Annotated in this window: 31 protein-coding genes and 3 tRNA genes; 17 read left to right on the plus strand and 17 right to left on the minus strand. The window is 52.6% G+C overall.

Annotated features, from left to right (window positions below; all coding sequences use genetic code 11):
• Positions 1 to 37: 37 nt before the first annotated feature.
• Complete coding sequence (locus ACP5H1_RS01850; RefSeq protein ID WP_427971060.1) at positions 38 to 970, plus strand: hypothetical protein; 933 nt, start codon at positions 38 to 40, stop codon at positions 968 to 970.
• Here ACP5H1_RS01850 and ACP5H1_RS01855 read toward each other — a convergent pair.
• The 3 genes from ACP5H1_RS01855 to ACP5H1_RS01865 are packed head-to-tail and all read right to left on the minus strand — an operon-like array spanning position 954 to position 3,223.
• The gene (locus ACP5H1_RS01855) at positions 954 to 1,715 is read right to left on the minus strand and encodes an FKBP-type peptidyl-prolyl cis-trans isomerase (protein WP_427971062.1); all 762 of its coding nucleotides are present in this window, start codon (positions 1,713 to 1,715) and stop codon (positions 954 to 956) included. The two genes, ACP5H1_RS01850 and ACP5H1_RS01855, sit on opposite strands and share 17 nt — an antisense overlap.
• A complete protein-coding gene (locus tag ACP5H1_RS01860; RefSeq protein WP_427971063.1) occupies positions 1,716 to 2,240 on the minus strand; it encodes a PUA domain-containing protein in 525 nt (174 codons plus the stop codon).
• Entirely contained in the window at positions 2,216 to 3,223 is a 1,008-nt protein-coding gene (locus ACP5H1_RS01865; protein ID WP_427971065.1) for an RsmB/NOP family class I SAM-dependent RNA methyltransferase, read from the minus strand. Before ACP5H1_RS01865 ends, ACP5H1_RS01860 begins: the two co-directional genes overlap by 25 nt.
• A gap of 55 nt (positions 3,224 to 3,278) precedes the next feature.
• Here ACP5H1_RS01865 and ACP5H1_RS01870 point away from each other — a divergent pair, with 55 nt between their 5' ends.
• Genes ACP5H1_RS01870 through ACP5H1_RS01885 form a run of 4 tightly spaced genes read left to right on the plus strand, consistent with a single transcriptional unit; the run spans position 3,279 to position 5,417 of the window.
• Complete coding sequence (locus ACP5H1_RS01870) at positions 3,279 to 3,812, plus strand: nicotinamide-nucleotide adenylyltransferase (RefSeq protein WP_427971067.1); 534 nt, start codon at positions 3,279 to 3,281, stop codon at positions 3,810 to 3,812.
• Between the two features lie 55 nt (positions 3,813 to 3,867).
• Positions 3,868 to 4,410: an adenosine-specific kinase gene (locus tag ACP5H1_RS01875; RefSeq protein WP_427971069.1), complete on the plus strand. Its 543-nt coding sequence runs from the start codon at positions 3,868 to 3,870 to the stop codon at positions 4,408 to 4,410.
• A gap of 25 nt (positions 4,411 to 4,435) precedes the next feature.
• Positions 4,436 to 5,008, plus strand: a complete 573-nt coding sequence (locus ACP5H1_RS01880) for an AAA family ATPase (protein ID WP_427971071.1) — start codon at positions 4,436 to 4,438, stop codon at positions 5,006 to 5,008.
• Positions 4,977 to 5,417, plus strand: coding sequence for an RNA-binding domain-containing protein (locus ACP5H1_RS01885; RefSeq protein ID WP_427971073.1), 441 nt, complete (start codon positions 4,977 to 4,979; stop codon positions 5,415 to 5,417). Before ACP5H1_RS01880 ends, ACP5H1_RS01885 begins: the two co-directional genes overlap by 32 nt.
• Here ACP5H1_RS01885 and ACP5H1_RS01890 read toward each other — a convergent pair.
• Both ACP5H1_RS01890 and ACP5H1_RS01895 read right to left on the minus strand, forming a co-directional pair.
• The gene (locus tag ACP5H1_RS01890; protein ID WP_427971076.1) at positions 5,414 to 6,295 is read right to left on the minus strand and encodes a ribonuclease Z; all 882 of its coding nucleotides are present in this window, start codon (positions 6,293 to 6,295) and stop codon (positions 5,414 to 5,416) included. The genes ACP5H1_RS01885 and ACP5H1_RS01890 overlap by 4 nt on opposite strands.
• Before the next feature lie 24 nt (positions 6,296 to 6,319).
• Complete coding sequence (locus ACP5H1_RS01895) at positions 6,320 to 7,330, minus strand: RsmD family RNA methyltransferase (protein ID WP_427971078.1); 1,011 nt, start codon at positions 7,328 to 7,330, stop codon at positions 6,320 to 6,322.
• Between the two features lie 94 nt (positions 7,331 to 7,424).
• Here ACP5H1_RS01895 and ACP5H1_RS01900 point away from each other — a divergent pair.
• Positions 7,425 to 7,517, plus strand: a tRNA-Thr gene (locus ACP5H1_RS01900).
• A 76-nt stretch (positions 7,518 to 7,593) separates the two neighbouring features.
• Here ACP5H1_RS01900 and ACP5H1_RS01905 read toward each other — a convergent pair.
• A complete protein-coding gene (locus ACP5H1_RS01905) occupies positions 7,594 to 7,878 on the minus strand; it encodes a hypothetical protein (protein ID WP_427971080.1) in 285 nt (94 codons plus the stop codon).
• A 375-nt stretch (positions 7,879 to 8,253) separates the two neighbouring features.
• Positions 8,254 to 9,321 (minus strand): glycosyltransferase, encoded by a 1,068-nt coding sequence (locus ACP5H1_RS01910; RefSeq protein ID WP_427971081.1) that lies wholly within the window; start codon positions 9,319 to 9,321, stop codon positions 8,254 to 8,256.
• 175 nt (positions 9,322 to 9,496) lie between these two features.
• Here ACP5H1_RS01910 and ACP5H1_RS01915 point away from each other — a divergent pair, with 175 nt between their 5' ends.
• Positions 9,497 to 10,183 carry a metallophosphoesterase gene (locus ACP5H1_RS01915; protein WP_427971083.1) on the plus strand — a complete coding sequence of 229 codons (687 nt, stop codon included), beginning with the start codon at positions 9,497 to 9,499 and terminating at the stop codon, positions 10,181 to 10,183.
• On the opposite strand, the gene ACP5H1_RS01920 is transcribed toward ACP5H1_RS01915, so the two are convergent.
• The 4 genes from ACP5H1_RS01920 to pcn all read right to left on the minus strand — a co-directional run bounded on the left by ACP5H1_RS01920 (position 10,176) and on the right by pcn (position 13,064).
• Positions 10,176 to 10,799 (minus strand): TATA-box-binding protein, encoded by a 624-nt coding sequence (locus ACP5H1_RS01920; protein WP_427971085.1) that lies wholly within the window; start codon positions 10,797 to 10,799, stop codon positions 10,176 to 10,178. The genes ACP5H1_RS01915 and ACP5H1_RS01920 overlap by 8 nt on opposite strands.
• A 43-nt stretch (positions 10,800 to 10,842) precedes the next feature.
• A complete protein-coding gene (locus ACP5H1_RS01925) occupies positions 10,843 to 11,193 on the minus strand; it encodes a hypothetical protein (protein ID WP_427971087.1) in 351 nt (116 codons plus the stop codon).
• Between the two features lie 97 nt (positions 11,194 to 11,290).
• Entirely contained in the window at positions 11,291 to 12,307 is a 1,017-nt protein-coding gene (gene priS, locus ACP5H1_RS01930; RefSeq protein WP_427971089.1) for a DNA primase small subunit PriS, read from the minus strand.
• Between the two features lie 16 nt (positions 12,308 to 12,323).
• Positions 12,324 to 13,064: a proliferating cell nuclear antigen (pcna) gene (pcn, locus tag ACP5H1_RS01935; protein WP_427971091.1), complete on the minus strand. Its 741-nt coding sequence runs from the start codon at positions 13,062 to 13,064 to the stop codon at positions 12,324 to 12,326.
• A gap of 520 nt (positions 13,065 to 13,584) precedes the next feature.
• Between pcn and ACP5H1_RS01940 the strand changes: the two genes are divergently transcribed.
• From ACP5H1_RS01940 to ACP5H1_RS01950, 3 genes are all read left to right on the plus strand, one after another.
• Positions 13,585 to 13,660, plus strand: a tRNA-Asn gene (locus ACP5H1_RS01940).
• A 91-nt stretch (positions 13,661 to 13,751) separates the two neighbouring features.
• Positions 13,752 to 14,039 carry a 50S ribosomal protein L44e gene (locus ACP5H1_RS01945; RefSeq protein WP_427971093.1) on the plus strand — a complete coding sequence of 96 codons (288 nt, stop codon included), beginning with the start codon at positions 13,752 to 13,754 and terminating at the stop codon, positions 14,037 to 14,039.
• 7 nt (positions 14,040 to 14,046) lie between these two features.
• Positions 14,047 to 14,262, plus strand: coding sequence for a 30S ribosomal protein S27e (locus ACP5H1_RS01950; protein ID WP_083773988.1), 216 nt, complete (start codon positions 14,047 to 14,049; stop codon positions 14,260 to 14,262).
• A 55-nt stretch (positions 14,263 to 14,317) separates the two neighbouring features.
• Here ACP5H1_RS01950 and ACP5H1_RS01955 read toward each other — a convergent pair whose 3' ends face one another.
• The 3 genes from ACP5H1_RS01955 to ACP5H1_RS01965 all read right to left on the minus strand — a co-directional run bounded on the left by ACP5H1_RS01955 (position 14,318) and on the right by ACP5H1_RS01965 (position 15,763).
• A complete protein-coding gene (locus ACP5H1_RS01955) occupies positions 14,318 to 14,482 on the minus strand; it encodes an RNA-protein complex protein Nop10 (RefSeq protein ID WP_427971096.1) in 165 nt (54 codons plus the stop codon).
• A gap of 11 nt (positions 14,483 to 14,493) precedes the next feature.
• The gene (locus ACP5H1_RS01960; protein WP_427971098.1) at positions 14,494 to 15,303 is read right to left on the minus strand and encodes a translation initiation factor IF-2 subunit alpha; all 810 of its coding nucleotides are present in this window, start codon (positions 15,301 to 15,303) and stop codon (positions 14,494 to 14,496) included.
• Positions 15,304 to 15,379: 76 nt separating this feature from the next.
• Entirely contained in the window at positions 15,380 to 15,763 is a 384-nt protein-coding gene (locus ACP5H1_RS01965; protein ID WP_427971100.1) for a hypothetical protein, read from the minus strand.
• A 116-nt stretch (positions 15,764 to 15,879) separates the two neighbouring features.
• Between ACP5H1_RS01965 and ACP5H1_RS01970 the strand changes: the two genes are divergently transcribed.
• Complete coding sequence (locus ACP5H1_RS01970; protein WP_427971101.1) at positions 15,880 to 16,122, plus strand: hypothetical protein; 243 nt, start codon at positions 15,880 to 15,882, stop codon at positions 16,120 to 16,122.
• A gap of 44 nt (positions 16,123 to 16,166) precedes the next feature.
• On the opposite strand, the gene ACP5H1_RS01975 is transcribed toward ACP5H1_RS01970, so the two are convergent.
• Positions 16,167 to 16,793, minus strand: coding sequence for an adenylate kinase (locus tag ACP5H1_RS01975; RefSeq protein WP_427971103.1), 627 nt, complete (start codon positions 16,791 to 16,793; stop codon positions 16,167 to 16,169).
• Entirely contained in the window at positions 16,793 to 18,160 is a 1,368-nt protein-coding gene (gene secY, locus ACP5H1_RS01980) for a preprotein translocase subunit SecY (RefSeq protein WP_427971105.1), read from the minus strand. Before secY ends, ACP5H1_RS01975 begins: the two co-directional genes overlap by 1 nt.
• Positions 18,161 to 18,293: 133 nt before the next feature.
• On the opposite strand from secY, the gene ACP5H1_RS01985 reads away from it, so the two are divergent.
• Positions 18,294 to 18,381 (plus strand) — tRNA-Leu (locus ACP5H1_RS01985).
• A gap of 89 nt (positions 18,382 to 18,470) precedes the next feature.
• Entirely contained in the window at positions 18,471 to 19,649 is a 1,179-nt protein-coding gene (locus tag ACP5H1_RS01990; protein ID WP_427971107.1) for a hypothetical protein, read from the plus strand.
• On the opposite strand, the gene pdo is transcribed toward ACP5H1_RS01990, so the two are convergent.
• The gene (gene pdo / locus ACP5H1_RS01995; protein ID WP_427971109.1) at positions 19,638 to 20,381 is read right to left on the minus strand and encodes a protein disulfide oxidoreductase; all 744 of its coding nucleotides are present in this window, start codon (positions 20,379 to 20,381) and stop codon (positions 19,638 to 19,640) included. The genes ACP5H1_RS01990 and pdo overlap by 12 nt on opposite strands.
• A gap of 186 nt (positions 20,382 to 20,567) precedes the next feature.
• Between pdo and ACP5H1_RS02000 the strand changes: the two genes are divergently transcribed.
• The 4 genes from ACP5H1_RS02000 to ACP5H1_RS02015 all read left to right on the plus strand — a co-directional run bounded on the left by ACP5H1_RS02000 (position 20,568) and on the right by ACP5H1_RS02015 (position 23,842).
• Positions 20,568 to 20,981 carry a transcriptional regulator gene (locus ACP5H1_RS02000; protein ID WP_427971111.1) on the plus strand — a complete coding sequence of 138 codons (414 nt, stop codon included), beginning with the start codon at positions 20,568 to 20,570 and terminating at the stop codon, positions 20,979 to 20,981.
• Positions 20,982 to 21,185: 204 nt separating this feature from the next.
• Positions 21,186 to 22,211 carry a transcriptional regulator gene (locus ACP5H1_RS02005; RefSeq protein ID WP_427971113.1) on the plus strand — a complete coding sequence of 342 codons (1,026 nt, stop codon included), beginning with the start codon at positions 21,186 to 21,188 and terminating at the stop codon, positions 22,209 to 22,211.
• Positions 22,135 to 22,725 (plus strand): nucleoside-triphosphatase, encoded by a 591-nt coding sequence (locus ACP5H1_RS02010; protein ID WP_427971115.1) that lies wholly within the window; start codon positions 22,135 to 22,137, stop codon positions 22,723 to 22,725. Before ACP5H1_RS02005 ends, ACP5H1_RS02010 begins: the two co-directional genes overlap by 77 nt.
• Entirely contained in the window at positions 22,676 to 23,842 is a 1,167-nt protein-coding gene (locus tag ACP5H1_RS02015) for a hypothetical protein (protein WP_427971117.1), read from the plus strand. The genes ACP5H1_RS02010 and ACP5H1_RS02015 overlap by 50 nt, the downstream gene beginning before the upstream one ends.
• Positions 23,843 to 23,844: the final 2 nt, after the last annotated feature.

A 23,844-nucleotide genomic window follows, 5' to 3' on the forward strand; every position in this document is an offset into this window, starting at 1 on the left:
CTTAACCTCCAGTCCCCCCTGAGCATGGGGCTGAGGCTTGCGTGCAGAGGTGGAGACGGGCTCTAGGCTTCACGGAGGCTTCTATTATGCTGCAGGTGACTGGAACGTCAGGTGGGGCTCCATAGGCTTCTACATTGATAACCCTAAGTTCAGGGCCACCGTGGAGCTCTCAGACAAAGAGCAGTACAGGGGGCCTCAGGAGCTGCTCGAATACGTCAGAAGGGCTGCCAAGGTAGCGGGCGTGCAGGGCTTCAACGTTGAGGTTCACGAGAGTCCTCCTGTCCACAGGGGCTTCGGGACAGGGACCCAGGCGCTTCTGTCCCTTTACATGGCCTTCAAATCGCTTAAAGGAGAACAGCCTGAGGCTGTCGAGGAGGCCGCCTTAAAGCTGGGGAGGGCGAAGCACAGCGGCGCTGGCACGCTAGCCTTTAAGTACGGCGGGTTTGTAATGGACGCTGGGCTGCCCGGAAGGCCCACGCCCCTCGTCACATTGAAGATGCCGAGCGAGTGGAGGTTTGTAATAGTTATACCGAAGATCGAGAGGGGGCTGACCGATGAAGAGGAGGAGAGCATTATGGAGAAGAGGCAGTGGAGCAACAGCGAGTCCAACATAGCGTTTATGATGAGCGGGGCCCTCAGGCTAGCCGCCGGCATAGCCAGAGGTGATTTAGATGACGCCCTTGAGGGCCTTAGGTTCGTCCAAAGGGGCACTGGGATACTCTTCGCGTCCGTGCAAGGTGGCGAGTACAGGGGGAAGCTTAATGACCTAGCGGCCGAGGCCTGGAGGAGCAGGGTCATACTGGCTCAGTCAAGCTGGGGGCCAGCTATGTACACGATCGTTGAAAATGAGTACGAGGCCCAGGGCGACGTCATGCTTATGAAGGAGATCATGAACAACGTTGGCCTGAGCGGGGAGGTAATCATATCGCCCCCAAGAAATTACGGCGCATCAATCAAGATTGTGGGGTAGCCTGGGCCTCCTGCTGTTGCTGCGAAGCCTGCTGCCCTGAGGCCTGCGCGCCCTGCTGGCTCAAAGCGACGTTCACAACGAGTTTGACGCCCTTTATGCCAAGCAATGACGAGAGGTCCCCAAGCAGCAGCTGAAGCCTTGATTCGAGGTCTGACAGTCCGAGCACCTCTTGGGGCAGCTGAAGCTCTATGGAGCCCTCCCCCTGCTGCGAGACGCCTATTGAGTTCCTGTCAAGGGGCATATACCTTGTGACCAGGTACTTCACCTTATCGTCGAGGGTCTCAAGCTTCCCAACAACTTCAAGTTCTACCTTCAGGTCCCTGCCTGCAAGCGGATGGTTAAAGTCTATGTAAGCGAACCTTTCCGTGACGCTTCTTATGACCCCTATCCTACCTCCAACCTCCACGCGGCGCCCAACCACTGGCGGAATGCCGTACCTGTTGAGCTGCTTTATGGGAAGCCTTATAATTAGGTCGCTGCGGTAGGGGCCATAGGCCTTGTCTGGCGTCGCGGTGAACTCCTTCCTTTGGCCTACATCCATGTCCCTGAGCTGTTCATCTATGGCCTTTATCACTTGGCTTCTGCCTATGACTACTAGATAAGGCTCGTATCGCCTGTTAGAGTCATAGATGCCTGCGCTCTTAGCGACATCTTCCTTATTAGTGTCCTCCACTATCTCTCTGTCGCCATCCTTAACACTTATCACATAGTTTATTAGCACGAAGTCCCCGTCCTTAAATGTCAATTACCCTCCCCTCCTTAGGTACCAGCCCAGGTCCTTCACTGGCTCAACCCTGGCTACGCGCCTGGATTTAAGCCTAATGTAGGATCCAGACCCCCACCCCAGTGGCTCCAGGGATGTGTCGAGGACTACAGAGATCCCTTCCTTAAACTTAACTATGTACTCCTCTGTGACCTCCTTACCATAAAGGAATACCTTGGTTCCATATTCGTCGAGTACCGTGCAGTCCATGGAAGCAAAGCACTTGTTGGCAAGCCTCTGAGCCAGGGGGAGTCCGGGGTGAAAGCCCTCCCTGTCAATGTAGCCTAGGTATAAGCCTACGGAGTACAGGGAGGGCAGCCTGCTCACTACCTCTTCAACGCGGCCCGTGACGTCAAATATATCATAGTAATTGCCATCAGGAACCTCAAGGTAGTAAGGCCTTGTCGCTATGGCAGACATGGGGAGACCTAAAGCTTCGGCGAACTCCTTTAGCTTTTTAAGCATGTCATCAGTGAGCCTCATCAGTCTAGGCGCCTTAGCTTGCATATGAAGAACCCCTCCGTGCCTTGTTTATGAGGGAACAGCCTGCCGCAGCCCTTCACCCTATCATCAAATATTACGCCCCTGTACTCCTCGAATGGCTTACTTAAGGGAAACCCGAAGGGCCTCTCGGTGGTCACGTAATCCTTGTCCGCGAGGACCTTATGCACGGTGTATTCGCCCTCCTCGACTGCCGTCGAGCAGGCGGCATAGGTCACAGTTCCGCCGGGGCTCACTAGGGACAACGCCCTGTTGAGGAGCTCCACCTGAAGCTCATGTATTCTCCTTAGGTCTGAAAGGGAGGTCTTCGTCTTTCTGTCCTTGTCCTTCCTTATAATGCCTTCCCCGCTTGACGGGGCGTCGAGGAGCACCTGCTCCGGCTTAGTGTCCAGGCTTAGGAACCTGGCGTCCGACCTTATCAGTATGTAGTTGCTAAAGCCCATCCTCTGTAAGTTCGACCTGAGCGCCTTAATCCTCTCCCTCTTGGGCTCCACGGCTATTAGCAGGGAGGAGTCCCTGGTGAGCTGCAATATCTGCGTCGACTTACCCCCAGGGGCGGCAGCCATGTCAAGTATTGTAGCAGAGGGCCTTGGGTTCATAACGTAAACTATAAGCATGGAGCCCGGGTCCTGAAGGTAATAATATCCCTTCAAATACTCGTGAGTCGCCCCAGGGCTTATGGGAGAGCTTATCGCGTGGTAGCCGTGCGGAAGGAACGGCACCCTCTCGAGCTCAAAGCCAGCCTCCCCTAGCCTTGACTCGAGCTCCCCGCAGCTTATCTTAAAGTCGTTACATCTGAGGGTCTCAGGCATGGGGACTTCATTGGCCTCCAGGAGGTCCTCGGCCTCGCCCCCTAACAGCTCCAGGTACCTCTCGACTATGTATGGCAGGTACCCGTACTTCTGAGCCAGCCTCCTGGCCTCGGGCGTTGACCTGTCGCTGAATATTACTTCATCACTTCTGTCCCACCGCTCGCTCTGCTTAGGCAATCCTCGCCCCCTAGGCTAAAAACCCAGAGTACTTGATTCTGGTGGGGAATTAAGCTTGAAGCAGTTTAAGAGGCTGGTGTTTCCAGGCAGGTTTCAGCCCCCTCACTTAGGGCACGTAAGCGCGATAAAGTACGCCCTTGAACTTGCTGACGAGCTGATTGTTATAATCGGCAGCGCCCAGGACAGCTTCTCACTAAAGAACCCGTTAACGGCGGGTGAGAGGCTTCAGCTCCTTAGGACCGTGTTGACTCACGAGATTGGCGACGACTACTGCAAGAGGGTTTTGATAATACCAGTTATGGATATAGAGATGAACAAGGTCTGGGTCCAGTACCTTAGGATGCTGCTCGGGGAGTTTGACGGCGTGGTCTCAGGCAACCCGCTAGTCTTACAGCTCTTCAGGGATGTGGGGCTGGCCGCCATAGAGCAGCCCATGTTCAACAGGAGCGAGTGCAGCGGAACTAGGATCAGGGAGCTGATACTTCAGGGATCCAACACATGGGCCTCCTGCGTACCACCTTACCTGCTACCTGAGCTCGAAAGGCTCAATTTCGTTGGCAGGCTGCACAGCCTAGCTTCTGAGGGCTAGCCAAGCACCTGGCCCCCTCACCGCCCTGAAGGGCGGGGCTTGCACAGGTTTTGCCATGAGGGCCCGCAGTAAACAATTATTAGGGACCCAAGGCATTAAAGTAACGGTGAACAGTGTGGAGCTTGAGGTTATAGACATCCCTATACCTGAGGGCACCAATGTAATCATAGGCAGAAGCCACTTCATTAAGACCACTGAGGACCTCTATGAGGCCCTGGTCACCTCCTCGCCTGGCATAAAGTTTGGCCTCGCCTTCTGCGAGGCCTCCGGCAAAAGGCTAGTTAGAAGGGAGGGCAACGACGAGGAGCTAGTTAAGACAGCCACCGATGCCTGCCTTAAGATAGGGGCGGGCCACGTCTTCGTAATATACATAAGGAACGCTTACCCCATAAACGTACTCAACGCCGTAAAGCAGGTGCAGGAGGTCGTTTCCATAGACGTGGCCACCGCAAACCCCGTCAAGGTTGTGGTCGCTGACCTGGGCGAAAGCAGGGCCCTGCTGGGAGTCAGCGATGGATTTAAGCCACTCGGGGTTGAGAGCGAAGAGGACGTGAAGGAGAGAAGGGAGTTCCTGAGGAAGATAGGTTATAAGCTATGAACAGCACAGTGCCTGAGGGCTAAAGGTGCTAATAGTAGCGGTAACTGGCATGCCGGGAAGTGGGAAGAGCTGCTTTGCCAGGGTGCTCTCAAGGGAGCTCAACGCCAAACTTATAGTTATGGGTGACGTAGTAAGGGAGGAGGTTAAGAAAAGAGGCCTGCCCCTCACCGTGACTAACATAGAGAGCGTGGCCACCGAGCTCAGGAAGATTTACGGCAGAGGCGCCGTGGGCTTAAAGGTTGCGGAGACGTTAAAGGAGCTCCAGGGACAGTACGAGTACGTTGTTGTAGATGGCGTCAGAAGCCCAGAAGAGATAACTTACCTCAGGGCGGCAGGCGACCTCTGCGTCGTGGCCGTCCACGCCGCTCCAGCCATAAGGTTTGAGAGGGAGCTGAGGAGGGCCAGGGAGGGCGCCTCAACGCTGGACGAGCTTAAGTTCAGGGACTCCAAAAACCTGGAGTATGGCATAGGCGACGTGATAGCGATGGCCGACTACATGATAATAAATGAGTCCGACGTCCAAGAGCTTGCGGGGCAGGCCAGCAGGCTTGCCAAGGTGATAAGGGATGGGCTCTGGAGAGATCGTTGCAGAGGTTGAGCTTAGGCCCACGGAGAGCGAGGAAAAGGTCATGAAGGCCCTTACCAACCTCTTTGACCCTGAGAGGGTTGAGAAGGTCCAGGCCGGCGACTATGAGATTATTAGGGCGTACGCGAGCTCCCTGGCCTCGCTTCAGAAGCTTCACAGGCTCCTTAGAGCACAGGAGATCCTTGAGGCGGCAAGGAGCTACATGTTAAAGGAGCTCAAAGGAGACGCTGTCACGATGCTCTTCCACAAGCAGGCGGCCTACGAGGGGAAGGTGAGCCTCCTAACTTGGAGCGAGGAGTCGCCGCTGGGCCCCATAAAGATAACAATAAGGCACCCAAGTATAAGGGACGTCATAGACTGGCTGGCCCCTCAGACCTCAAGGGGAAGGCCGCTCTGGGAGAGGAGCATGCCAGACCCTTAGACGTTGGCCACAAACCTTGCTAGGTCCCATGCTAGCACGGAGTTTGGGAACACGGACCTTGCTTCCTGCTCCAGCTGCAAGGCCTCGTAGCCCTCATACCTGGTGCTTATGTGAGACAATATGAGCTTCCCAACGTTGGCCTTTACGGCGTCCTCCGCGGCCCCGACGCTCGTGCTGTGACCATATTTTGATGCCTCATCCTTCATTGATGAATCAAAGGTGGACTCGTGTATGAGCACGTTGGCCCCTGAGGCGCCCTTAACTACGCTGTCGCAGGGCGAGGTGTCCCCTGTATACGATAGCTTAAATGACCTAGGGGAGGTAAGCCCTGAACCTCCCTCCTCAAGCAGCTTGCGCGCCTCTGAGGGCTCGACAGGCCCAGCTATCCTTGGGCCTAACTCCCATGTAAGTGAGTACCCGTAGGCCTCTATGGAGTGACACGCCCTGAACCAGCTCAACACCAGCCTGTCCCTGCCCCACGACGAGAGGGTAAGCGAGCCCTCGTCCCCAGCAACGTCTATTACATCAACGGGGAACTGATCCTCAAACTTGTTAGCATTTATAAGCTCCCTTATCGGTCCTGCCAAGTACTTGGGCGCTATTATTGTGAGCTTGCTCTTCCTTCCGCTCAACTGCATCGTACCCAACAAGCCCGGAAGGCCGTTTATGTGATCCCCATGTCCATGGGTCAGCAGTATGAAGTCCACCTTGGTAGGGGATATTCCCGCCTGCCTAAGCCTCTGCTGGGCCCCCTCCCCGGAGTCCATGAGTATGACGTTGCCAGCCCAGTCCCTCACCGCGTAGGCCGCGGTAAACCTTTCAAGGCTCGGCAATGCCGCGCCCGTGCCAAGGGTTATGATCTCTACCTGTCTCGCCACAGCGCCTTGCCCGCGCGCTGGGAGCTACGTGGCCTTTTTAGCCACAACTATTTGCCTGGTGAGCCCGGAGTGCACGTATTGATCTATTCTGGCTATTAGGTCAAAGCCCTGCTCAACGGCATACTTATAGGGGGCCAGATCGACGGGCCCTGCGTAGGCAACGTAGCTGCCAGACTTCAGCACCCGGGCTGACTCCCGGAGGAACCCCTCGACCAGGTCCCCATAGCTCTCCCCAACAACCCTGGTCGACCTGCCGTAGGGGGGATCGCTGGCTATAGAATCGACGCTGCCCTCCTTTAGGGGAAGACGCCCCGCGTTGGCAATAAGTGACAGGGAGTCCAGCCCAGCCCACGAGAAGTTGATCTTAGAGCCGTAAGCCATGGAACCATCTATATCAACGCACAGCGCCTTGCTGCCTCCGGCAAGCATCGCCTCTAGCGCAAGGGTTCCAGTTCCGCAGAAAGCGTCCAGAAAAGTGCCCCCATAAGGTAGCCTTGAGAGGTTAACCATAGCCCTGGAGAGCCTTATGTCGAGCTCCCCTGACCTCCAGAACGGCCTGTTTGGGGGTGACCTGAGCTTAACGTTGCCAAGGTCCCTCCTACCGACGGCAAGGCCGACTATGGCGATGCCCTCACTTATTAGTACCCTTACGGTGTTCTCTGAGCTTAGGCTTGGCCTTATTGAGAGCTTGGTAAGGCCTCTCAGGAGTTCTGCAGGACTGCAGCAGGGCTCCACCTTAATCGAGGTTAACTCAAGCTTAAAGGACCTGAGCCCCCTGAGCTCCAGCGACCTCAGGGCCTTAGCCAGCAGCTCTTCAACCTCGCACCTTCCTCCATAGGCTAGCACTTCCCCGACCTCCTTCACGTAAGCTGCCCTCTTGGCATATGCCGATATGTTTACAACGTCGGCGTTAAAGAGCACCAGCTGGTCAAGCCTTAACAGCGGCTTGTACTCTGAACCGCTTAGCTCTACCAGGGCCTTCAGCTCCTCCTCTGGAAGCCTTGGGTGTTTGCCAGATAGGTACGCGTAAAGCATGCACCCGTTCTCCTGATAAGAGCGAACCCTGAGAGCTTAAGAGATCTTGAGCGCAGGCTTTTAAATGGAGGATGCACAGACAAGGCTCATGAGTGCCGCCGTAGCTCAGCCGGTAGACCCTGCGCGGGCCGTCAGCGCCGGCCTTGTAAGCCGGTGGTCGCGGGTTCAAGTCCCGCCGGCGGCTCCACTGCCTAATCTTTATTTAGAGATAGACGAGTAAAATAATCACAACGATGTCGCCTGCGAAACACCAATGCTCATTATCATAGAGAGCGCGTTATTTGATAACCCCCAGCGACAAAAGCCATGCCTGCAAGGCCTGCCATCAACGTCATGATTCCGCCTATAACCGATAGCGTGGCCTTCACTACGTTCCTGGACAGCAGTGACAGCGCAAGAATTACTATGAACAGAAGACCTATGATAACCCCCACTGCCATGTGAGGCGCAAGCAATGGTATAAGTGAGAAGTAGTACATCATGTACCCCATCATGAAGTAGCCGTGAGGTGGAGTAACATTCATGGGTGCGAATAGGTTAATCCACATGCCAATCATAAACTGAATAGCCAATAACATAGCCTGAACCAGTGACACTACCTTTAGCGACTTGCTGGCCCCGCCTGCTTGGTTATCCAACATGAATCCCGTAAGGGGGCTGAAACTGCAACTTAAAAGCATGAGCCTAAATTATTGCCCTAAAGCCCCTAACAAAACTTCCATGATATCAAAGCTGGTCAACAGGAATGTCATTTAAAGGCCTCGTGATGGCCTGCCTCTTCAAAGCCCAACTCGAAAAGCTCGGTTGCCAAAACTTAGCGGCTCTGACGCGCGAACTGTGGGTTACATTATGACATAATGTTAATGACATAATGTTGTAGGGATGGCCTGGAGGCGCTAAGCTCTATTTACAGCGGTGAGCCCTCAATAGCGTTTCCACACTTTCCTTGAAGAGAGAGTATAGTTCACCACGAAACCTGCAAGAATACCAACAAAGAGCCCTAGCAGGGGGTTCACATGCGTTAGCCTAGTTACAAGCTCCGCGACAAAGAATATCGTAAGCCCCGCGGGAGCTACCATTAAGTGGTACCTGACGAGCCTTGAGTACCAGCGACCTGGCCTCCTGTCCCTGAAGGTCCAGAGGTCATTAAGTATGAAGTTGCTTAGTATGCTTACCTCTATGCCTCCAACGTAGGAAAGCGTGTAGTTAGTGACGAGGAGCAGCGCCGCCGCCACCCCTTCGTTAACTCCTGTTCCTATGGCGCCTACGACGGCGAACTTGACAGGCCTTGAAATTCTTATCACGTGCCATAAGTAATCTAAAATGGCCTTTGCGCCAAGCTTGCTCTTGCCGCTGAGCCTGCGCGAGAATATGTAGGGCACGTCGACAACTTTGGCCTGCGGGTTCCTGTAAAGTATCTCAAGTAAAGCCTTGTAACCAGTGGGGTTTGCCCCCTCTATTGAGATGGTACCCCTTCTTATCATAAAGAAGCCAGACATGGGATCAGTGGTCCTCCTGGACTCAGGCACAAGCAGCCTAGCTATAACGGTGGCCCCCCAGCTTATTAGCCTCCTTATAGGGCTCCAGCCCTCTGTTCCCCCGCCCTTTGTGTATCTGCTAGCCACGACTACGTCCGCGCCATTCTCCTCAGCAGCCTTCAGCATCAATGGTATAACCTCTGGCGGGTGCTGCAAGTCAGCGTCCATAACTACTACATATCTTCCCTTCGAGGCCCTTATGCCGTCAATTATAGCGGTAGCTAACCCCCTCCTATTCTTCCTGAGGATCAGCTTAACCCTTGGATCCACCTTACTAACCTCCATAATTGCCTCGGCAGTGCTGTCGGGGCTATTGTCGTCAACAAATATGATCTCATAATGATCTATTTTCGCCAAAGCTTCATTCAGCCTCTTAACCAGTGGAGCCACGTTTTCCCTCTCGTTGTATGTCGGCACCACCACGCTCAGAATGGTCTCGCTCAAGCAGTTCACCTTTGGGTTTATCGCAGCGGCCAATGATGCAGTTGCTAAAGACTCACGTTAAAAGTCCTAACACTCACAGCCTAATAAAGAGCGAACAGAGAGGTGCAATCTCACGTCAAAGGGCGCCCTTGGCTCAAAGCTAAAGCTGCTTGGAAGATCCCCGGCGCTGTTACATCAAAGCAGCATGACTCTCATTGTAAGTGACGTGCACCTTGGCTATGAGGACTCCATGGCCGCTCAGGGCGTCTTCCTTCCAAGGCTCCAGCTGAAGAAGGCCGAGAGCATTATAGATGAAGGTGTTAGAGCGGGCGCTAAGAGGCTCTTAATAGACGGTGACCTTAAGCATGTATTTGAAAAGCTAACAAAGGGTGAGAGACTCGAAGTCACGGAGCTTATTAGGCACGCGCTGGAGGCTGACATTAAAGAAATAGTGCTCGTGAGAGGTAACCATGATACATTTATAGCCCCGCTACTTAAGGACTTCGGGGTCGAGGTTGTTGAAGACTATATGGATCTGGGCGACGGCATTGTTGTGACTCATGGCCATAAGCTTGTCGATGCAGTTAAAAGTGGCTCCACTGTAATAATAGGCCACGAACATCCAAGCCTTGAAATAAGCCTGGCTGGCGCTAAGGTTAAGCTTCAGGCCCTGCTCAAGTCGCCCCTCAAAGGTGGGGGTGAGCTGCTGGTGCTCCCAGCCATAAGCCTCTATCAGACGGGGACGGCCATAACCCCAAGCCCTGAGACCTACCTTTCGCCTATTGTAAAGGAGCTGGCGGAGCTGCAGGAGGCAGTCCCAATAATAGTTGACAGGGAGATAGGCGTAGTGGAACTGCCGACGCTTAAGGAGCTCTTTGCAGGAATTATTTGATGCACTTGTTCTCATCAAGTATCTTGTAGATGTTATTCACAGCCTCATAGACTTCGTTCTCCCGCTTGGCGCCTGTTATCACCATTTTACCGCTGCTAAATATCAGCAGGACAACCCTCGGCTTGTCCATCCTAAATATCAGTCCCGGGAACTGCTCAGGCTCGTACATGCTGTGGGGTAGAACGAAGGCCGCCTTCTCAAGGTCTACCACCACGTTTAGGTTAGCTGAGGCCACTATGTTTTGGATCTGAATCTGGGGTCTGCCCTGGATTACTATCCCCTTGGTTATGAATTTCTTAAGTATAGCCTTGACCGCCCACACCAGCTGCTTGACACTCTTAGCTCCTGTCACCACCATTTTCCCTGACTTGAAAACAAGCGCTGTGATCTTTGGGCTCTGCAGCCTATAAACGAGCCCTGGGAACTGGTCTGGGTTATAATCCACATCGGGTATCCTGGCCTCGATTAAGTTCAGATCGAGCGTGTTCTCCAATATTACGGTCGCCACTATGTTCTCTATATTGACGACAGGCTTTCTCTCGCCTGGTACCCCTTTAACATCGACCTCAGAAGCCTCCTCTGGCTCTGGAGGCGCGATATCGTCCTCTTTGGACAAAACCTACCACCCTTTTTAAGCTCCAGCTTATAAATCGTTAGGGCTATTTAAAAACTTTACTTAGTTGACCCCTTAGGGACTTAAGCCACGAGTCAAGGTTCAGGGACCACGTAAGCGCGGGCTCCGCGAAGCCCAACGATATCAGCCCCAAGGCAGTGCCAACGTCGATGAACACTGTGTCGCCGTTTCTGAGAGTTAAACCGTCTGGAGTAGTTATGTCGGTCCTCATAAGCGCCAGAACCTTCTCTCCTTTAGCTACCACTGCCCCACCTAAGTAACTTCCGTAAAGCTCTGAGAACCTGTTGAAGAACCTTATTACGCCTGAGTCCGCGCCGTTGTAGTCAATGCCTAGATCTTCCAGCCTCGCCCTTGCAATTAGCCTTGAAGACTCCACTATTATTTCCTTAAACTTCTCACAGTACGACGTTCCTGAGGAGCAGTAAAGAGACCAAAGTCTTCGAGTCCTCTTTATGGAATCGGCGGACAGGGATTCATGGCGACCAGTCGCAGCCTTGTACGGGCCACCAGCCAGGGTCTCTTCTGACAAGTACCTCACCGCCTATAATACTCACATAGCCGGACAGATAGAGGTAAAGGGCCACAGAGGCCGGCAAACTAAGCTCCTCCCCCTCAGTTAGCGAAACCTCAAACCCAAGTATTCTCGTCGGGTCAAGGCCTTTAGTTGCCTTCGCGTCCAGGGTTCCACGGAAGGGCGAAATTTGAGGCCCTGGAGTAAAGGAGTCGCAGAGTGGCGTAACTATCAACCCTCCCTTAGCATTTAGCGAGCCTGGGATCCTCGTAAGCCTTGAGGGGTCTTCCGTAACCATTGAATCTATGTCAACACCTACGTGCGTTCCTGAGACCCTCAGGTCGACCCCGAGGCTCGCCGCGAGACCCCTCCAGCCTGGGTCCTCTGGCGTGGCCGGCGCGGGCCTCACGCCCCTCTTGTTAGGGAATAAGATGCTCACATCTAATCCTTCGGCCCTCACTAGCTTAGCTATCTCCCTCCTCTCGTCCCTGCCAAGCTGCATGCACTGCTCGCAGATGCCCCTAATGTGAAAGCCCCTGTGGCCAGTAAAGTAGATAAGGGGCTTGCCTCCTAGTAAATCCCGCACTATCCTGCTCACTAGGCGGGCGCTGTCAAAACCCTTCACAAGGCACTCATCGTCTACTATTTGTCCTTCACAGGCCCCCGGATGATCTAAGTCAATATCGAACAGAAGCTCCGAGCCCTGCCAGCCTTTTTCTTCCATGTTAGGCGCGCTCGGCAACTCATATATCCCTACTGAATGATAGAGGTGCCTTGGAGTCCTTGACTTTATGTACTTCCTCAGCGACGTCTCGTCCTTAAATGCCAAGTGCCTGATGTAGCTTTCGATGTCAAATGGCTGTAAGGCGAACTCCCTCTTTGCCATATCGCGAGGAAGTATGAAGGGCGGGTCCATTCTATAGTATATTGCAAAGAGGCTCTTCAGAGAGTCGGTCTCTGACCACTTTCTTATGATCACCTCTTGTTGGGCGCCCTCACTCGATCCTTGGTGATACGTAGAAGACAAGCCTTCCACCACCCTCGTAGTCAAATTGGACCCTGGCTGGAGCATCTTGGGCGTACTGAATAGTCACCTGATCAGCACCCCTGGCGGCCTTAATCATATCATCAAAGTATTCAACGCTGTAGGTGGCCTTATCCGGCGAGTCAACCCTTATGTCTACCAGGTTCTGGTCCTCTTTGCTGAGTTCGATCTCAACCTTCTCAACATCGCCTGCCCCTATGAAGTGGAGCTTATCATCAGAGGTAGCGGCTATAGTTATTGCATCTGCCACCTCCTCGACAGCATTTATAACGTCAACGAAGGCCGCATTCATCAGCTTTGCAGTGACTGAGAACGAGATGCGGGGCTCTGGCAGCTTCTCCACGCTTAATGATATCTGAGGTATCTTGAACTCCCTCCTTCCATGACCCTCGAAGGCAACGACAAGCGAGTCGCCGGAAGCCTCGAGCTCAAGGCTCTCATCCCTCTGACCCCTGGCCAGGACCTTATTAAACACATCAAATGAAACTCCGAACATCTCATCACCGGACACCGAATACTCATCAAAGGCCTCCTTGGGATAGAAGAGGTCTACCATAACTACCCTGCTTGAGTCCAGGGCCCTCAGCGAGAGCCCCTCTGAAGTTGCGAGGAAAACGCCCTCATCTATTATGTTCTTGATAGAACCTACTATGTAGACCCACGTCCTAGCGTTTCTGAATTTTAGCTTCATTACGCCACACCACATAATTAATGTAGTAAAACACTTAAAAGGGGAACGGTCCCCAGCCTTTGCCAAAAACTTAAGCAAAAGCTGTTTCCTGTGAGGACGCGCACGCCGTAACATAATTTACGTAACTGCTTGTTATTTTAAATTGTTTTAACCCTTTAATGCCATTAGATAAGCCGGACGCCGTGCGTCCGTCAAAGCCCTGACAAGGTTTATAGAATTCCCTGTCATCTAACGGTAATCTGGAGGGCGCCACTGTAAGGCCCATGAGCAGTCGCAAGGCGGAGGAAGGCGCCCGGTGAACCCCGCGTCCTTGATGGGAGTTAGTCCCGTAGACGGCGCGGGGAGGGGGCAAGGGCGACGAGGCCGAGCTACTAATGGCCACTAAAGGTAGCCGTCAGTCACGGCAAGGGCCGAACCTAGCTCACGCCTGCTGGGACTGCAGGCTTACTAGTATCAGTCCACTTCATGAACTTTAGAGGCTAAGAGTTTAAAACAAGTCACCTTAACTGCTCTCCTGTGGGCCGGGGTAGCTCAGCTGGTAGAGCGCCCGGCTGTTAACCGGGCGGTCGAGGGTTCGAATCCCTCCCCCGGCGCCATTATTTACCCCTGAAGTCCTCTCACTTGACCTTTGAACGTCACGAAACGGTTAAAAGCCACTTTAAGCAGCTGTAGGCCTAGGTGCTGCGCGTGAAGTTCCCAAAGACCATAAGAACCTATTGCCCACGTTGCAAGACGCACACGGAGCACACGGTAGCCATTTACAAGGCCGGCAAGAGAAGGACCCTTTCGGAGGGCCAGAGAAGGTATCTAAGGAAGAACGAGGGCTACGGCAGCAAGAGGAAGCCCGAGCAGAAGAGGTTCGCAAAGACTACTAAGAAGGTCGTGCTGCTCATTACATGTACAAAATGCGGCTATAAGAGGCACATACTTGGCATAAGGCTCAAGAAGATAGAGCTCGCCGAGGTCATGAGGTGAGCCCTTCATGTCTATGATTGCAGGGGTCCCAAGGAGAAAGATACTAGTTCCCGAGCCCAGGAGCAGGTTCTTGTTAGTAGTCTGCCCTAACTGCGGCCATAAGCAGGTGGTATTCAGCCACGCCACGTTTCCAGTACGCTGCCTCACGTGCGGAACCCTTCTAGTCAGACCCACGGGAGGCAAGGCAAAGATACTTGGCAAGGTAGAAAGCGTATTGGCATAAGCGGCTCCTTACTGCAGCGCGTCCTGCTAAATATTATTAATAATAACGCTATCCCCTAATTACTCATAGTTCTTAGCATGTACCTGTATTTCACATACTTGTCGTCAGGGGAGAACCTCGGCGGGTGGGGCACCCTTAAGGCGCCCCCGCAGTAGGGGCACCTGTCAGTGCTTAGCGTGTATCTGCCACACACAGAACATCTCCTTAGAAGCCACCTCATTTTCAAGCCCCTTACTCGCGGAGTCTCTCCAACGAGAACTCGGCACCTAGCTCCTTCGCTGCTCTAGACATTACTTCCTCCAAGCTTTGAGCCAGCTGCTCAAGCTCTTTATAGTCGACCCCCATGAGGTCTATTCTATACCTTGGGGCCCCGATGGCATAGATCTTTATTGATACAGAATCATTTCCCTTAGAAGCGACGGCCTCCTCTGCAGACCTGAGCACTGCCTTTATCTTTTCTATGCCGTCGGGGCTCAGGCTCTTAACGGTGGCTACTAGGCTCACTTTAACCCTCTTAACTTCGACATATTTCTTGGCCGCCTCAGCCAGCGGCTTTAACCACTCCTCGGGCACGCCAGCTGCTGCCAGAGGCTGCTCGCCCTCGGTGGCGGCCATTTCTAACGCTGTCATGACATCACCGTACTTGTCTTCAAGCTTCCATATGACTTCTGCGTACGCTTGCTTCTCGGTCTTCTTCAGCTCCTTCGCTATCATCAGTATTATGTTTACGGCCTTTTGAGTTCTCTTCCACCACGTCATCTTCTTTCTGCGCTCGTCGTCTGTGACCTTCTTCAGGCTAACGTCTACTTGGCCCTTGGCCCTGTTGACCCTTATTACCTTGACTGCGATACGCTCGTTGACTTTAATCACGTCGTCTATTGACTTAAACGAGCGGCTGGAGACCTCAACCCATGGAAGGAATGCCCTAAGGCCATTAAACTCGTCAAGCTCTAAGTAGGCACCATAGTCATGAAGCTCCTTCACGGTACCTACCACGACCTCCCCTACGTCAGGCAGCTGCCTCCTGTTTAGCAGGGGCACCTATTCTCTCCTCCTTCTCCACATATTTCCATGGCTGCGCAAACTTAAGCTATTAGCCTCCTTAAAGCTATATGGACTATGCCGACGCTCTTTTCCTCATGTTCGCGTTTATTTCTATGAAAGCTTTAACCTGAGCGTATAGCCCGTCCTTCTCGAGGCCCCTCCTCAGCCTGTAAAGCCTTTCGTGTGAGACGCCTAGCAGCTTAGCTGCCCTGTAAGGAGGGAGACCTTCTGACATAGCGTAAATAAGGAGGAACAGGCTTTCCAAGGCACCGCTGCTGGTGAGCCTCTTCCTGAACTTAGAGTCGCTGCAGAGGCTTTCTACTAGTCTTAGCATCCAAGGAGAGGTTGCGATCGAGGCGGCCACTTCCTTGGGAAGCCTTATTTCCTTAGCCCTTCCTGAGCACTCTGCGATTACAGTATCGCCATTAAGTTTTAGCTTGACCCTCTCTGCTGGCATTAATCTCTCAGGCTAGCTGTGCAAGGCCTTTTAATATAAAGTTCTTGGCTCATCGGTCTCCTTTAGCTTTATTAGTCTGCGCCTCAGGTTCTACAGGACTCAGCAGGAGAGGCAAAATGCCCCCTGCATCGCCTGGCGCCATAGCTAGGAAGCTAATTGAGATGCTAAAGAGGAGAAGGCCGGAGCTAGAGGCAGTCTTAGACGAGATGTCAAAAAACAAGGAGGGCCAGAGGGAGCTAGCACATGCCTTCTCGCAGGCGTATGAGGTCTATCTGAGGTCTCTAAGGCTAGAGGAGGCCTTCGACTTTCTGGTAAAATACCTAGAGGCCGCATATGATGATTACAGCGAGCTAGACTAATAACGTAGACCTCGCAAGGAGTGATATATTGCTGGTGGGGATCGCTAAAGCTTAGATATGACGTTAAGCAGCTGTTCCGCGGCCTCAGAAGCCCTGCCCTCACGATTAATAATTATTGTCAGTAGGGATCCGGCCTGGACGGCGCTGGCCATGGCCGCTGACCTGGCTACATCCATTAGCTGACGAACGCCCTCCTCCCCACCAAAATCCGACCTGTACCTCGTAGCGTCGCGCTGCTGCCTTGCAACTATTTCCTTAGGGTCAGCCTCTATAACAACTATCATGTCAGGCCTGAGGCTGTCAACTACGTTGCTTGGAAGTCCTGGTAAATAGCCCAAAGGGGTCTTAACTATAGCGTGAGTGTCTACTATCAGGTAATCCCCCTCTTTGAGGTCGCCGCCAGCCTCCTCAATAATCGAGGAGGCCGCGATATCTTGAAGCTCCAGCTGCTCTCTGAAACTGAGGTACCTTATCTGGTCCCTGCTCTTTATTAAGCCCTTTCTAACAGCGTTGTCTAGCATAAAATCGCCAAAGTTCAGCACCTTGAGTCTAAGCCCCCTCTCTCTGGCTTTTTCCTGAAGCAGGGAGAGAACTGTGGTCTTCCCTACTCCAGGGACTCCGGTGACTACGATAACCTTGAAGGGGTTTCGCTTGACCCTGCTCGCAGGCATCACTCGCCCACCAACTTCCTTATCAGTGGATAGGCCTCGAGGGCTCTCTCGTACGTTATTATCGAATAGTACTGGTAGACTATGCCCACCGCGAGCAGAAGGCCAACGCCGCCGCCGTAGGCTCCGAAGAACGCCGCAACCACAGCTATGGCACCCACTATCAGGCTACTGAGCGACGTTAAGGGATATATATACCTTGCAAGCACGCTCTCCAATACTCTGGGGTTCCTCCTCATACCGGGTATCTCAAGGCCTCCCTTTATCAGGGACTCAGCCTGTGAGCTAGGGTTAAGGCCCGCCACTTCGACCCACACGTAACCAAAGGCTACTGAGAGCAGCATCCACGATATAGCGAAGATCACGGACCTCAGGGGATCTAGCACCGTCTCCACAAGCCCGTTGGGCGGCGATAGGTAGAAAACTATGTCACTGTAGACCTTATAGACCAGCGAGCTAATACCGAAGAACCTCGCCAGAGGCGCCTCAAAGAGTTGAAGATCAGCCACTAAAATTGCCAAGAGGAGCACCGGTATGTTGGTCACGTAGATGAACTGAAGTGGCACCTTAGTCCTTATGCCTCTGAGCTGCGATGATGTTACAGGTATCTCAACCATCATGGCCTGAAGGTAGACAAGCGATATAACTATGGCAAACGTGGCCAGTAGGCCCGTCACGTCAGGGAAGCCATTAGCCCTTGTAAGCACTATGAACGGGTCCCTGTCATAGATGAGGGCTGGAACTACTCCAAAGTCCAGCGCTAGCCTCGGGACAAATCCAAATATATCCCAGACCACTGTCTGGGCGACCATAGCTAATATGAAGAGGCTTATGGCGCTCCCCAGCCCCCAGCCCCTTTGAAGGGCCTCGTCCATTAATATTACTATGTAGCTGGCAGCCACTAGCTGAACTACCACCAGTGCCTTAACGAGTGGGGACACGGGGGTCCCAGCGGGCCAGAACATCCCGCTGAGAGTGACGACTAGCGCCTCAGCAACGGCAAACAGGACCGCCAGCGTCTTCATGGCTCCTGTAAACTTGGCCTGATCATCAGGGTTCGTGAAGTCTATGTCTATTAGTTTAGCGCCGGCCAGCACCTCAAGTATGAGGCCAGCCGTAACTATGGGTCCTATGCCCAACTGCATCAGAGTTCCAACGCTGCTTGCGAAGATTATGTTCTCAAGAGTTATAGTTGTGGCTGCAGTGGAGCTCACGGGCACGCCGTAAAGAGGTATGTTGCTCATTATAAGGTATAGAACCAACACTATGCCTGTCCAGGCAAGTCTCCTAGTCAGGCTTAGCTTCTGTGAGGGCTTTGATACCGTTGGCAGGTACTCCGAGATATTGGATAAGGCGTCAAGCACTCCCAATTAGAGTCCCTCTTCCCAGCGCGTCGCTGACAGAACGCTTAAAATGCTTTACGAAGCGATTGCCTTGCAGGCCTTTTACGTGCAGAACCGCGCGCAAACCTTTAAGAAACCCGACAATAGTTAGGAAGATGGTGCGGGGGTGCCCGAGCCTGGTCAAAGGGGACGGGCTCAGAACCCGTTGGCGTAGGCCTGCGTGGGTTCGAAGCCCACCCCCCGCACCATAAGTTAGAAAAGACGTCCTGCGGAGCCCCCTTAAGCAGAATAATTTTAATGCTATCAGCCTTTAAGTGAACCTCACGGGCTGTAGTGTTTGCATGAGGGCTTCGATCCCTTAGGGTGGCTCGAGCTTTCAACGCGTTTTAGGGATAAGAATTTCATTAATTATGATGACCTTAGAATACCTTCCCTTCCGGCGATCTTAAACAACGCAGGCATAAAGTCTATTGAGGGCCCTAGAGGATTAAACCTGAGGTGGTCCTGCTGCGGCCTTTACGAGGTTACTGTCAACAGGGGCGACCTGGAGTCAGAGCTGCCAGCCCCTCCTAAACCGCTGGGCTTTTACATACAACCTCTGGCGCCGCACAAGTTAGAGCGCGACAACATTTATATGAATCCCTTCTCCTGGGACGTTAAAGACGTTGTACCACTTTATGGCAGCGACTTAAGCCCAGTGGCCGTAGCAGCTGTTAATGGCACTAGATGGTCAAGGCTTAAGGCGCTTGAGGTTTTAGACCTAGAGTCCCTCAGATCTAAGGAAGGCCCTGCAACAGGGCCTAAAGTGTCGTTACAGCCCTTTAGCATAGCGCTCCCCTCTAAAGTAGAGGCCCTTAACATCAATAATATCAGCGTTCTCAAGGCTAGCGACTTCCTCTTAGCTCGCCTCACTAATAATGTCCTGGCGCTCCCTCTGGCTCGTTCATCTAAGCTTACCTTAAGTGTTGACGCTTCGCGTTACGACATTAAGGCTTCGGTTCTCTACCCCTTCGCTTACTTCGAGGATGTTTACAGGCCTGGAGATGCCATAGAAGCCAATAGCATAGTGTTAAGACAGCCGAAACCCTTGTCTATCTCTTCAAGCTCCCCGATTAGGGTTGAGTTTAGAGAGGGTTACGTTAACCTGGAGCTTCAAGGAGTTACGTACATAGGTGAGGGAGATGAGCCGCAGGCCACAAGGCAACTGCTGCAGCTAACGGTGGGCTACCTGCAGTGGATCGCCTCTCCAGGCTTTGTGAGTTCGGGTTCCTCATCAGCTGTGATCTATGACTTTGCCCCTGATTCAAAGAAAATGGGCTTTGTTGTCATTAACCCTACTCACTATGACTCAGAACTTGAGGCCAGACTAAATAGAGAAGTTGTGGAGGGGAGCGTTTGCTCCTCCATAGGATGTTACCCCTTAGAAAAGAGCCCTGCAGGCCTCCTTAGGGTTCCAGCCCCCAGAGGGTGCTACTGCTTCGTCACGCTAACTCTTGGAGTTCCTTCACATCCCTGAGGCTTCTCCCTCTGTCTTGGGCACCAGCTGGTCTAGCCTGTTCTCAGCTGCAGCCACCACGTAGTTTATGAAGTCCTCCTCATAGGGCACACCTATGAATGACATGACGCCGTTCAGAGCTATGGCTGGGACGCTCATAACTCCATACTTTTCTGCTATGTCCATGTTCTCGTAGGCCTCCACGGTGTCTGAGATCACCTTGGGGTTGTTCTGCTTCCAGGACTCATAGGCAAACATGTTAGCGAGCAGCGCGGCGTAGGGGCAGTAGGGGCACGACGGGGTTACGACGGTCTCTATGTGCACTGAGCCCTTGAGAGAGGCCAGCTGCTTCTTCGTCTCAGGGTCGAGACCGCTCTCGCCCTCGCTTATCCTCATTATCGTCTCTATGAAGCCCCTTATCTCCTCGCCCGCAGGGGTTCCTGTGTACCTTATTACACCGCCCAGCAGCGTTACGGTAGGGACCCTCTCAACGTTTTGTCTTTTGAACTCTTCAAGATCTTCAGGCTTAGACTTACTGAAGACCCTCAGCTGAAGCATCTTCTTGCCGTCGCGAACGGGCGAGGCGTCGGCTATGGTCTTAACAAGCTTGTATGCGTCCTCGCAGGTCTCGCAGTGCGAGGCCTCATCTATAAACAGGTCCACAGTTACTGGCGATACCATATATGCTAGCGTGTCCTTCAGCTCCTTTATTAGCTCCTCGTCGAACTCCACGTCAAAGTACCTTCCGGCCATTGAGGCACACCAAACCACTTAGGTATCTTACTAGGAGCTTTTTAAGCACTAGTTTAGTGCGCTGTAGCCAAGGCCTGTCCAAGACGTTAGCTTCCCTTAACTGGTACTAAACGGGCCTATAGCGAATTAGAGGGCGTACATAGCTCACATTTTTAGCCTTAGTTAAGCCACATACCTACTGGGACCATGAAGGTGAAGCAGCACCTGCAACAGCCGCCGCCCATACGCCAGCCCTGCGAGGTGGCGGCCAAGGAGGTCATGCCGTCAATTAGGGCGTCCATAGCATATGTGCTGGTCAACGAGTTTAAATTATCTAAATACGAGGCCGCCAGGCTCCTTGGCCTCACGCCCGCCGCAGTATCGAACTACGTAGAGGGACGGCGCGGCGAAAAATACATGGCCAAGATACTTAACGACAAGGCCAAAGCTGAGAAGATCAGAGAGGCAGCGATGATAATTTTAGCGTACTCTTCCGACGCTAAGAGCTCCGAAAGGTTCCAGAACATAACTTGCGCTATTTGCAGCTCCGTCAACGAAGTGGCCCAGACGTATGGATGTCATTACCTTACCATGAAAAGGCCTGAGCAACTGCACGCTTAACGCGCATCCACGCGTACTACTGTACTAATCGCTCTCCCCGCACAACTTACTTCTTGAACGCCAGCTGCAACTGCTGAGGCCAACTTAAAAGCTTAAGTCCATCAGGCGGCGTCGATTACCTTAGTACGAGCTTAGTTGAATAACACCTTTAAAGCTCGCGAATTATTAACTAATATACGGCCGTCACCAAGAGTGCGGCAGGCTATGTATGAGGCCTCCAGGGAGTTCGTAAACAGGTCACTATATCTGCTAGCGGAAGTAGGGGACGTTATAGCGCTCAATTACCCCAGAAACCAGTTAAAAAGAACGGTGGACCTTGCACTTAAGAATAAAGAAAGCAGGGTAATTCTTGTTAAACTCGCGTATAGCACCAACCTAATAGGCAAAAGCGAGAGGGAGGAACTCAAAGGACTTTCATCAACGCTTAAGGTGAACTCTTTCATAGTGGCCGAACGCAAGGGAGACATTAAGTTAGTTGATGGCGTAGTGTATGATTACGAAGGTTCTAAGGTGATCAGCGTCGAGACCCTAATTAACTCTCTTGAGGGCGACCTGCCAGTAATATATGAGGATAGGGACAACTTTAAAGTAAAAGTTAATGGCGAAAAGTTAAGGCAGAAGAGGGAGCTGAAGGGCTATAGCCTTGGCACTATGGCTAGGTTGGCCAAGGTTTCTAGGAAGGCCATCTATGACTATGAGAGGGGCAGCATAAAGCCAACTCTCGACGTGGCTGAGAGGTTGATAAATGAGCTTGGAGAGGATATAGTTGCTAGCATAGACATATTTGATCCTTCAGAGGAAATACTGTCGGGCTCCAAGCCATCTCATGGAACGGATTTCGACGATCAGATGGAAGTAGAGATGGTTAGAAGGCTCAGGGGACTTATGCTTGACGTTTGTCACGCGAGGAGAGCGCCGCTCGATATATGCCTCTCCGGCAGTAACCTTAAGGCACTAATAACTATATCACACGGAGGCGAAAAACCTAAGGACTTTAATGATAAAGTGACAAACATGTTAAGAATGGCGAAGTCAATCAGAGGTGAAGGCTTCGTAGTCGTGGAGCCAAGTCTTAAGGAGTTAGCCAAAGAGCTTAATGAGCCCGAAAAGGTCTTCACACTAGAGGAGTTCATAGATTTCATAGGTGGGAAGGTTGCAGAAAAAGCTGATAGCCATAACTGGAAGGCCGGGGATAGGAAAGACGACACTGGCTCAGACAATAGCAAGTGAGCTAGTTAACATGGGCTGTTCCGTGGGCGGGTTCACGACGCCAGAGCTACGAGAGGGAGGGGTCAGGAGAGGGTTCCTGGTAAAGAGCGTGGACGGCTTAAGGTCTGTACCCCTAGCAAGCGTAACGCCCGCGCCTCAGAGTCTGAGAGTCGGAAGATACTACATAGACCCTGGGGCAGAAGGCAAGGTACTCTCAATATTAGAGGACAGCATTAAATCTAGTGACATAATTATAATAGACGAAGTAGGCCCTATGGAGCTCAGCTTAAGATCTTTATCGCAAGCCCTTACTAAGCTTATCATGCAGCCTCCTAAGCCTCTCATAGTAACTTTCCACTACAGGCTCAGGGACCGGTCCCCAGAGCTCTTCTCCGCCTTAACTCAGGGTATGCTAATACGCCTAGATGAAAATAACAGGAATGAATACATAAGGAGAGCCCCTGAGCTTGCAAGGTGGTTGGCCAGTGAAGCTTGCAGTAATAAGGGAAGGAAAGGCGCTGCTGTACATACCTGATACGAGGCCTGCAGTAGACCCGCTCAGAGGAAGCCTAGAGCCTGCATGGCTTCAAGTATTCTACAACCCCAGCATGGAACTTAACAGGGACCTCTCGGTTCAGTTCCTGAACGCTTATGCGGCTGAAGGGGCCTCGCTTAGGAGCGCCATAGACGTGCTTGCAGGCACGGGTGTCAGGGGTTTAAGGTATCTGCTTGAAGTAAGGAGTCTCGAGAGGGCTGTGCTAAATGACATTGACGAGGAGGCTCTAAAGCTCATAAAGGCTAATATTAATCTTAACTCACTCGGAGATAGAGCTATAGCATCTAACAGGGACGCCAATGCTCTCCTCTACACCATAAGCCACGAGCTCGGAGAAGCTTATGACGTAGTTGACCTAGATCCCTTCGGAAGCCCTGCACCTTTCATCAGTGCTGCAATTTCTGCAACATCCAGAGGCGGAGTCCTTGCAGTCACCGCTACAGACCTTGCAGTCCTAGGGGGCTCTAAGAGGTTGGCTGCTAAAAGGAAGTACTGGCTTGACAACCCCCCAGAGCCTACCAGGAGTTACCGCGAAGTCGCACTGAGAGTTCTTCTGGGCTTCATAGCTAGGGAGGCGGCGGCGCATGACAAAGCGGTGAGGCCCCTCTTCTCAGTAAGCGTCGGCCACTACGCTAGGGTGTTCGTGACATTTGAGAAAGGCTCCCAGAGGGCACATAGGTCGTTGGAGGATAACATGGGCTGTATCCGCATCAAAAACGGCATAGCTTCAATGCAAAAGGGCCTTCCTTCAGACTCGTGCTATGGACCCATATGGGTGGGTCCCCTTTGGGAGAAGGAGATAGTGGGCAGGATGCTCAATGATGCAAAGGCGCGCAAGTACGAATACCAGAGATGCTACGCGGACGCGCTTAAGGTGTTAAGTCTGATAGAGGAGGAGCTAGGCCTTCAGGCGTTTCCCCACCAGAGGCTGGACGGGCTGTGCTCTGAAGCTAAACATAACATGCCCGCCCTAAGCGTAATAGGGGCCAGGTTAACATCGCAGGGGTACAGGTTCTCTAGAACTCACCTGAGCCCCATAGGATTTAGGACTGACGCGCCGCCTGACGCCATACTGGAAGCGTGTAAGTTGAGCTAGCA

It is taken from the genome of Acidilobus sp. (genome assembly GCF_049973875.1).
Lineage (GTDB): Archaea > Thermoproteota > Thermoprotei_A > Sulfolobales > Acidilobaceae > Acidilobus.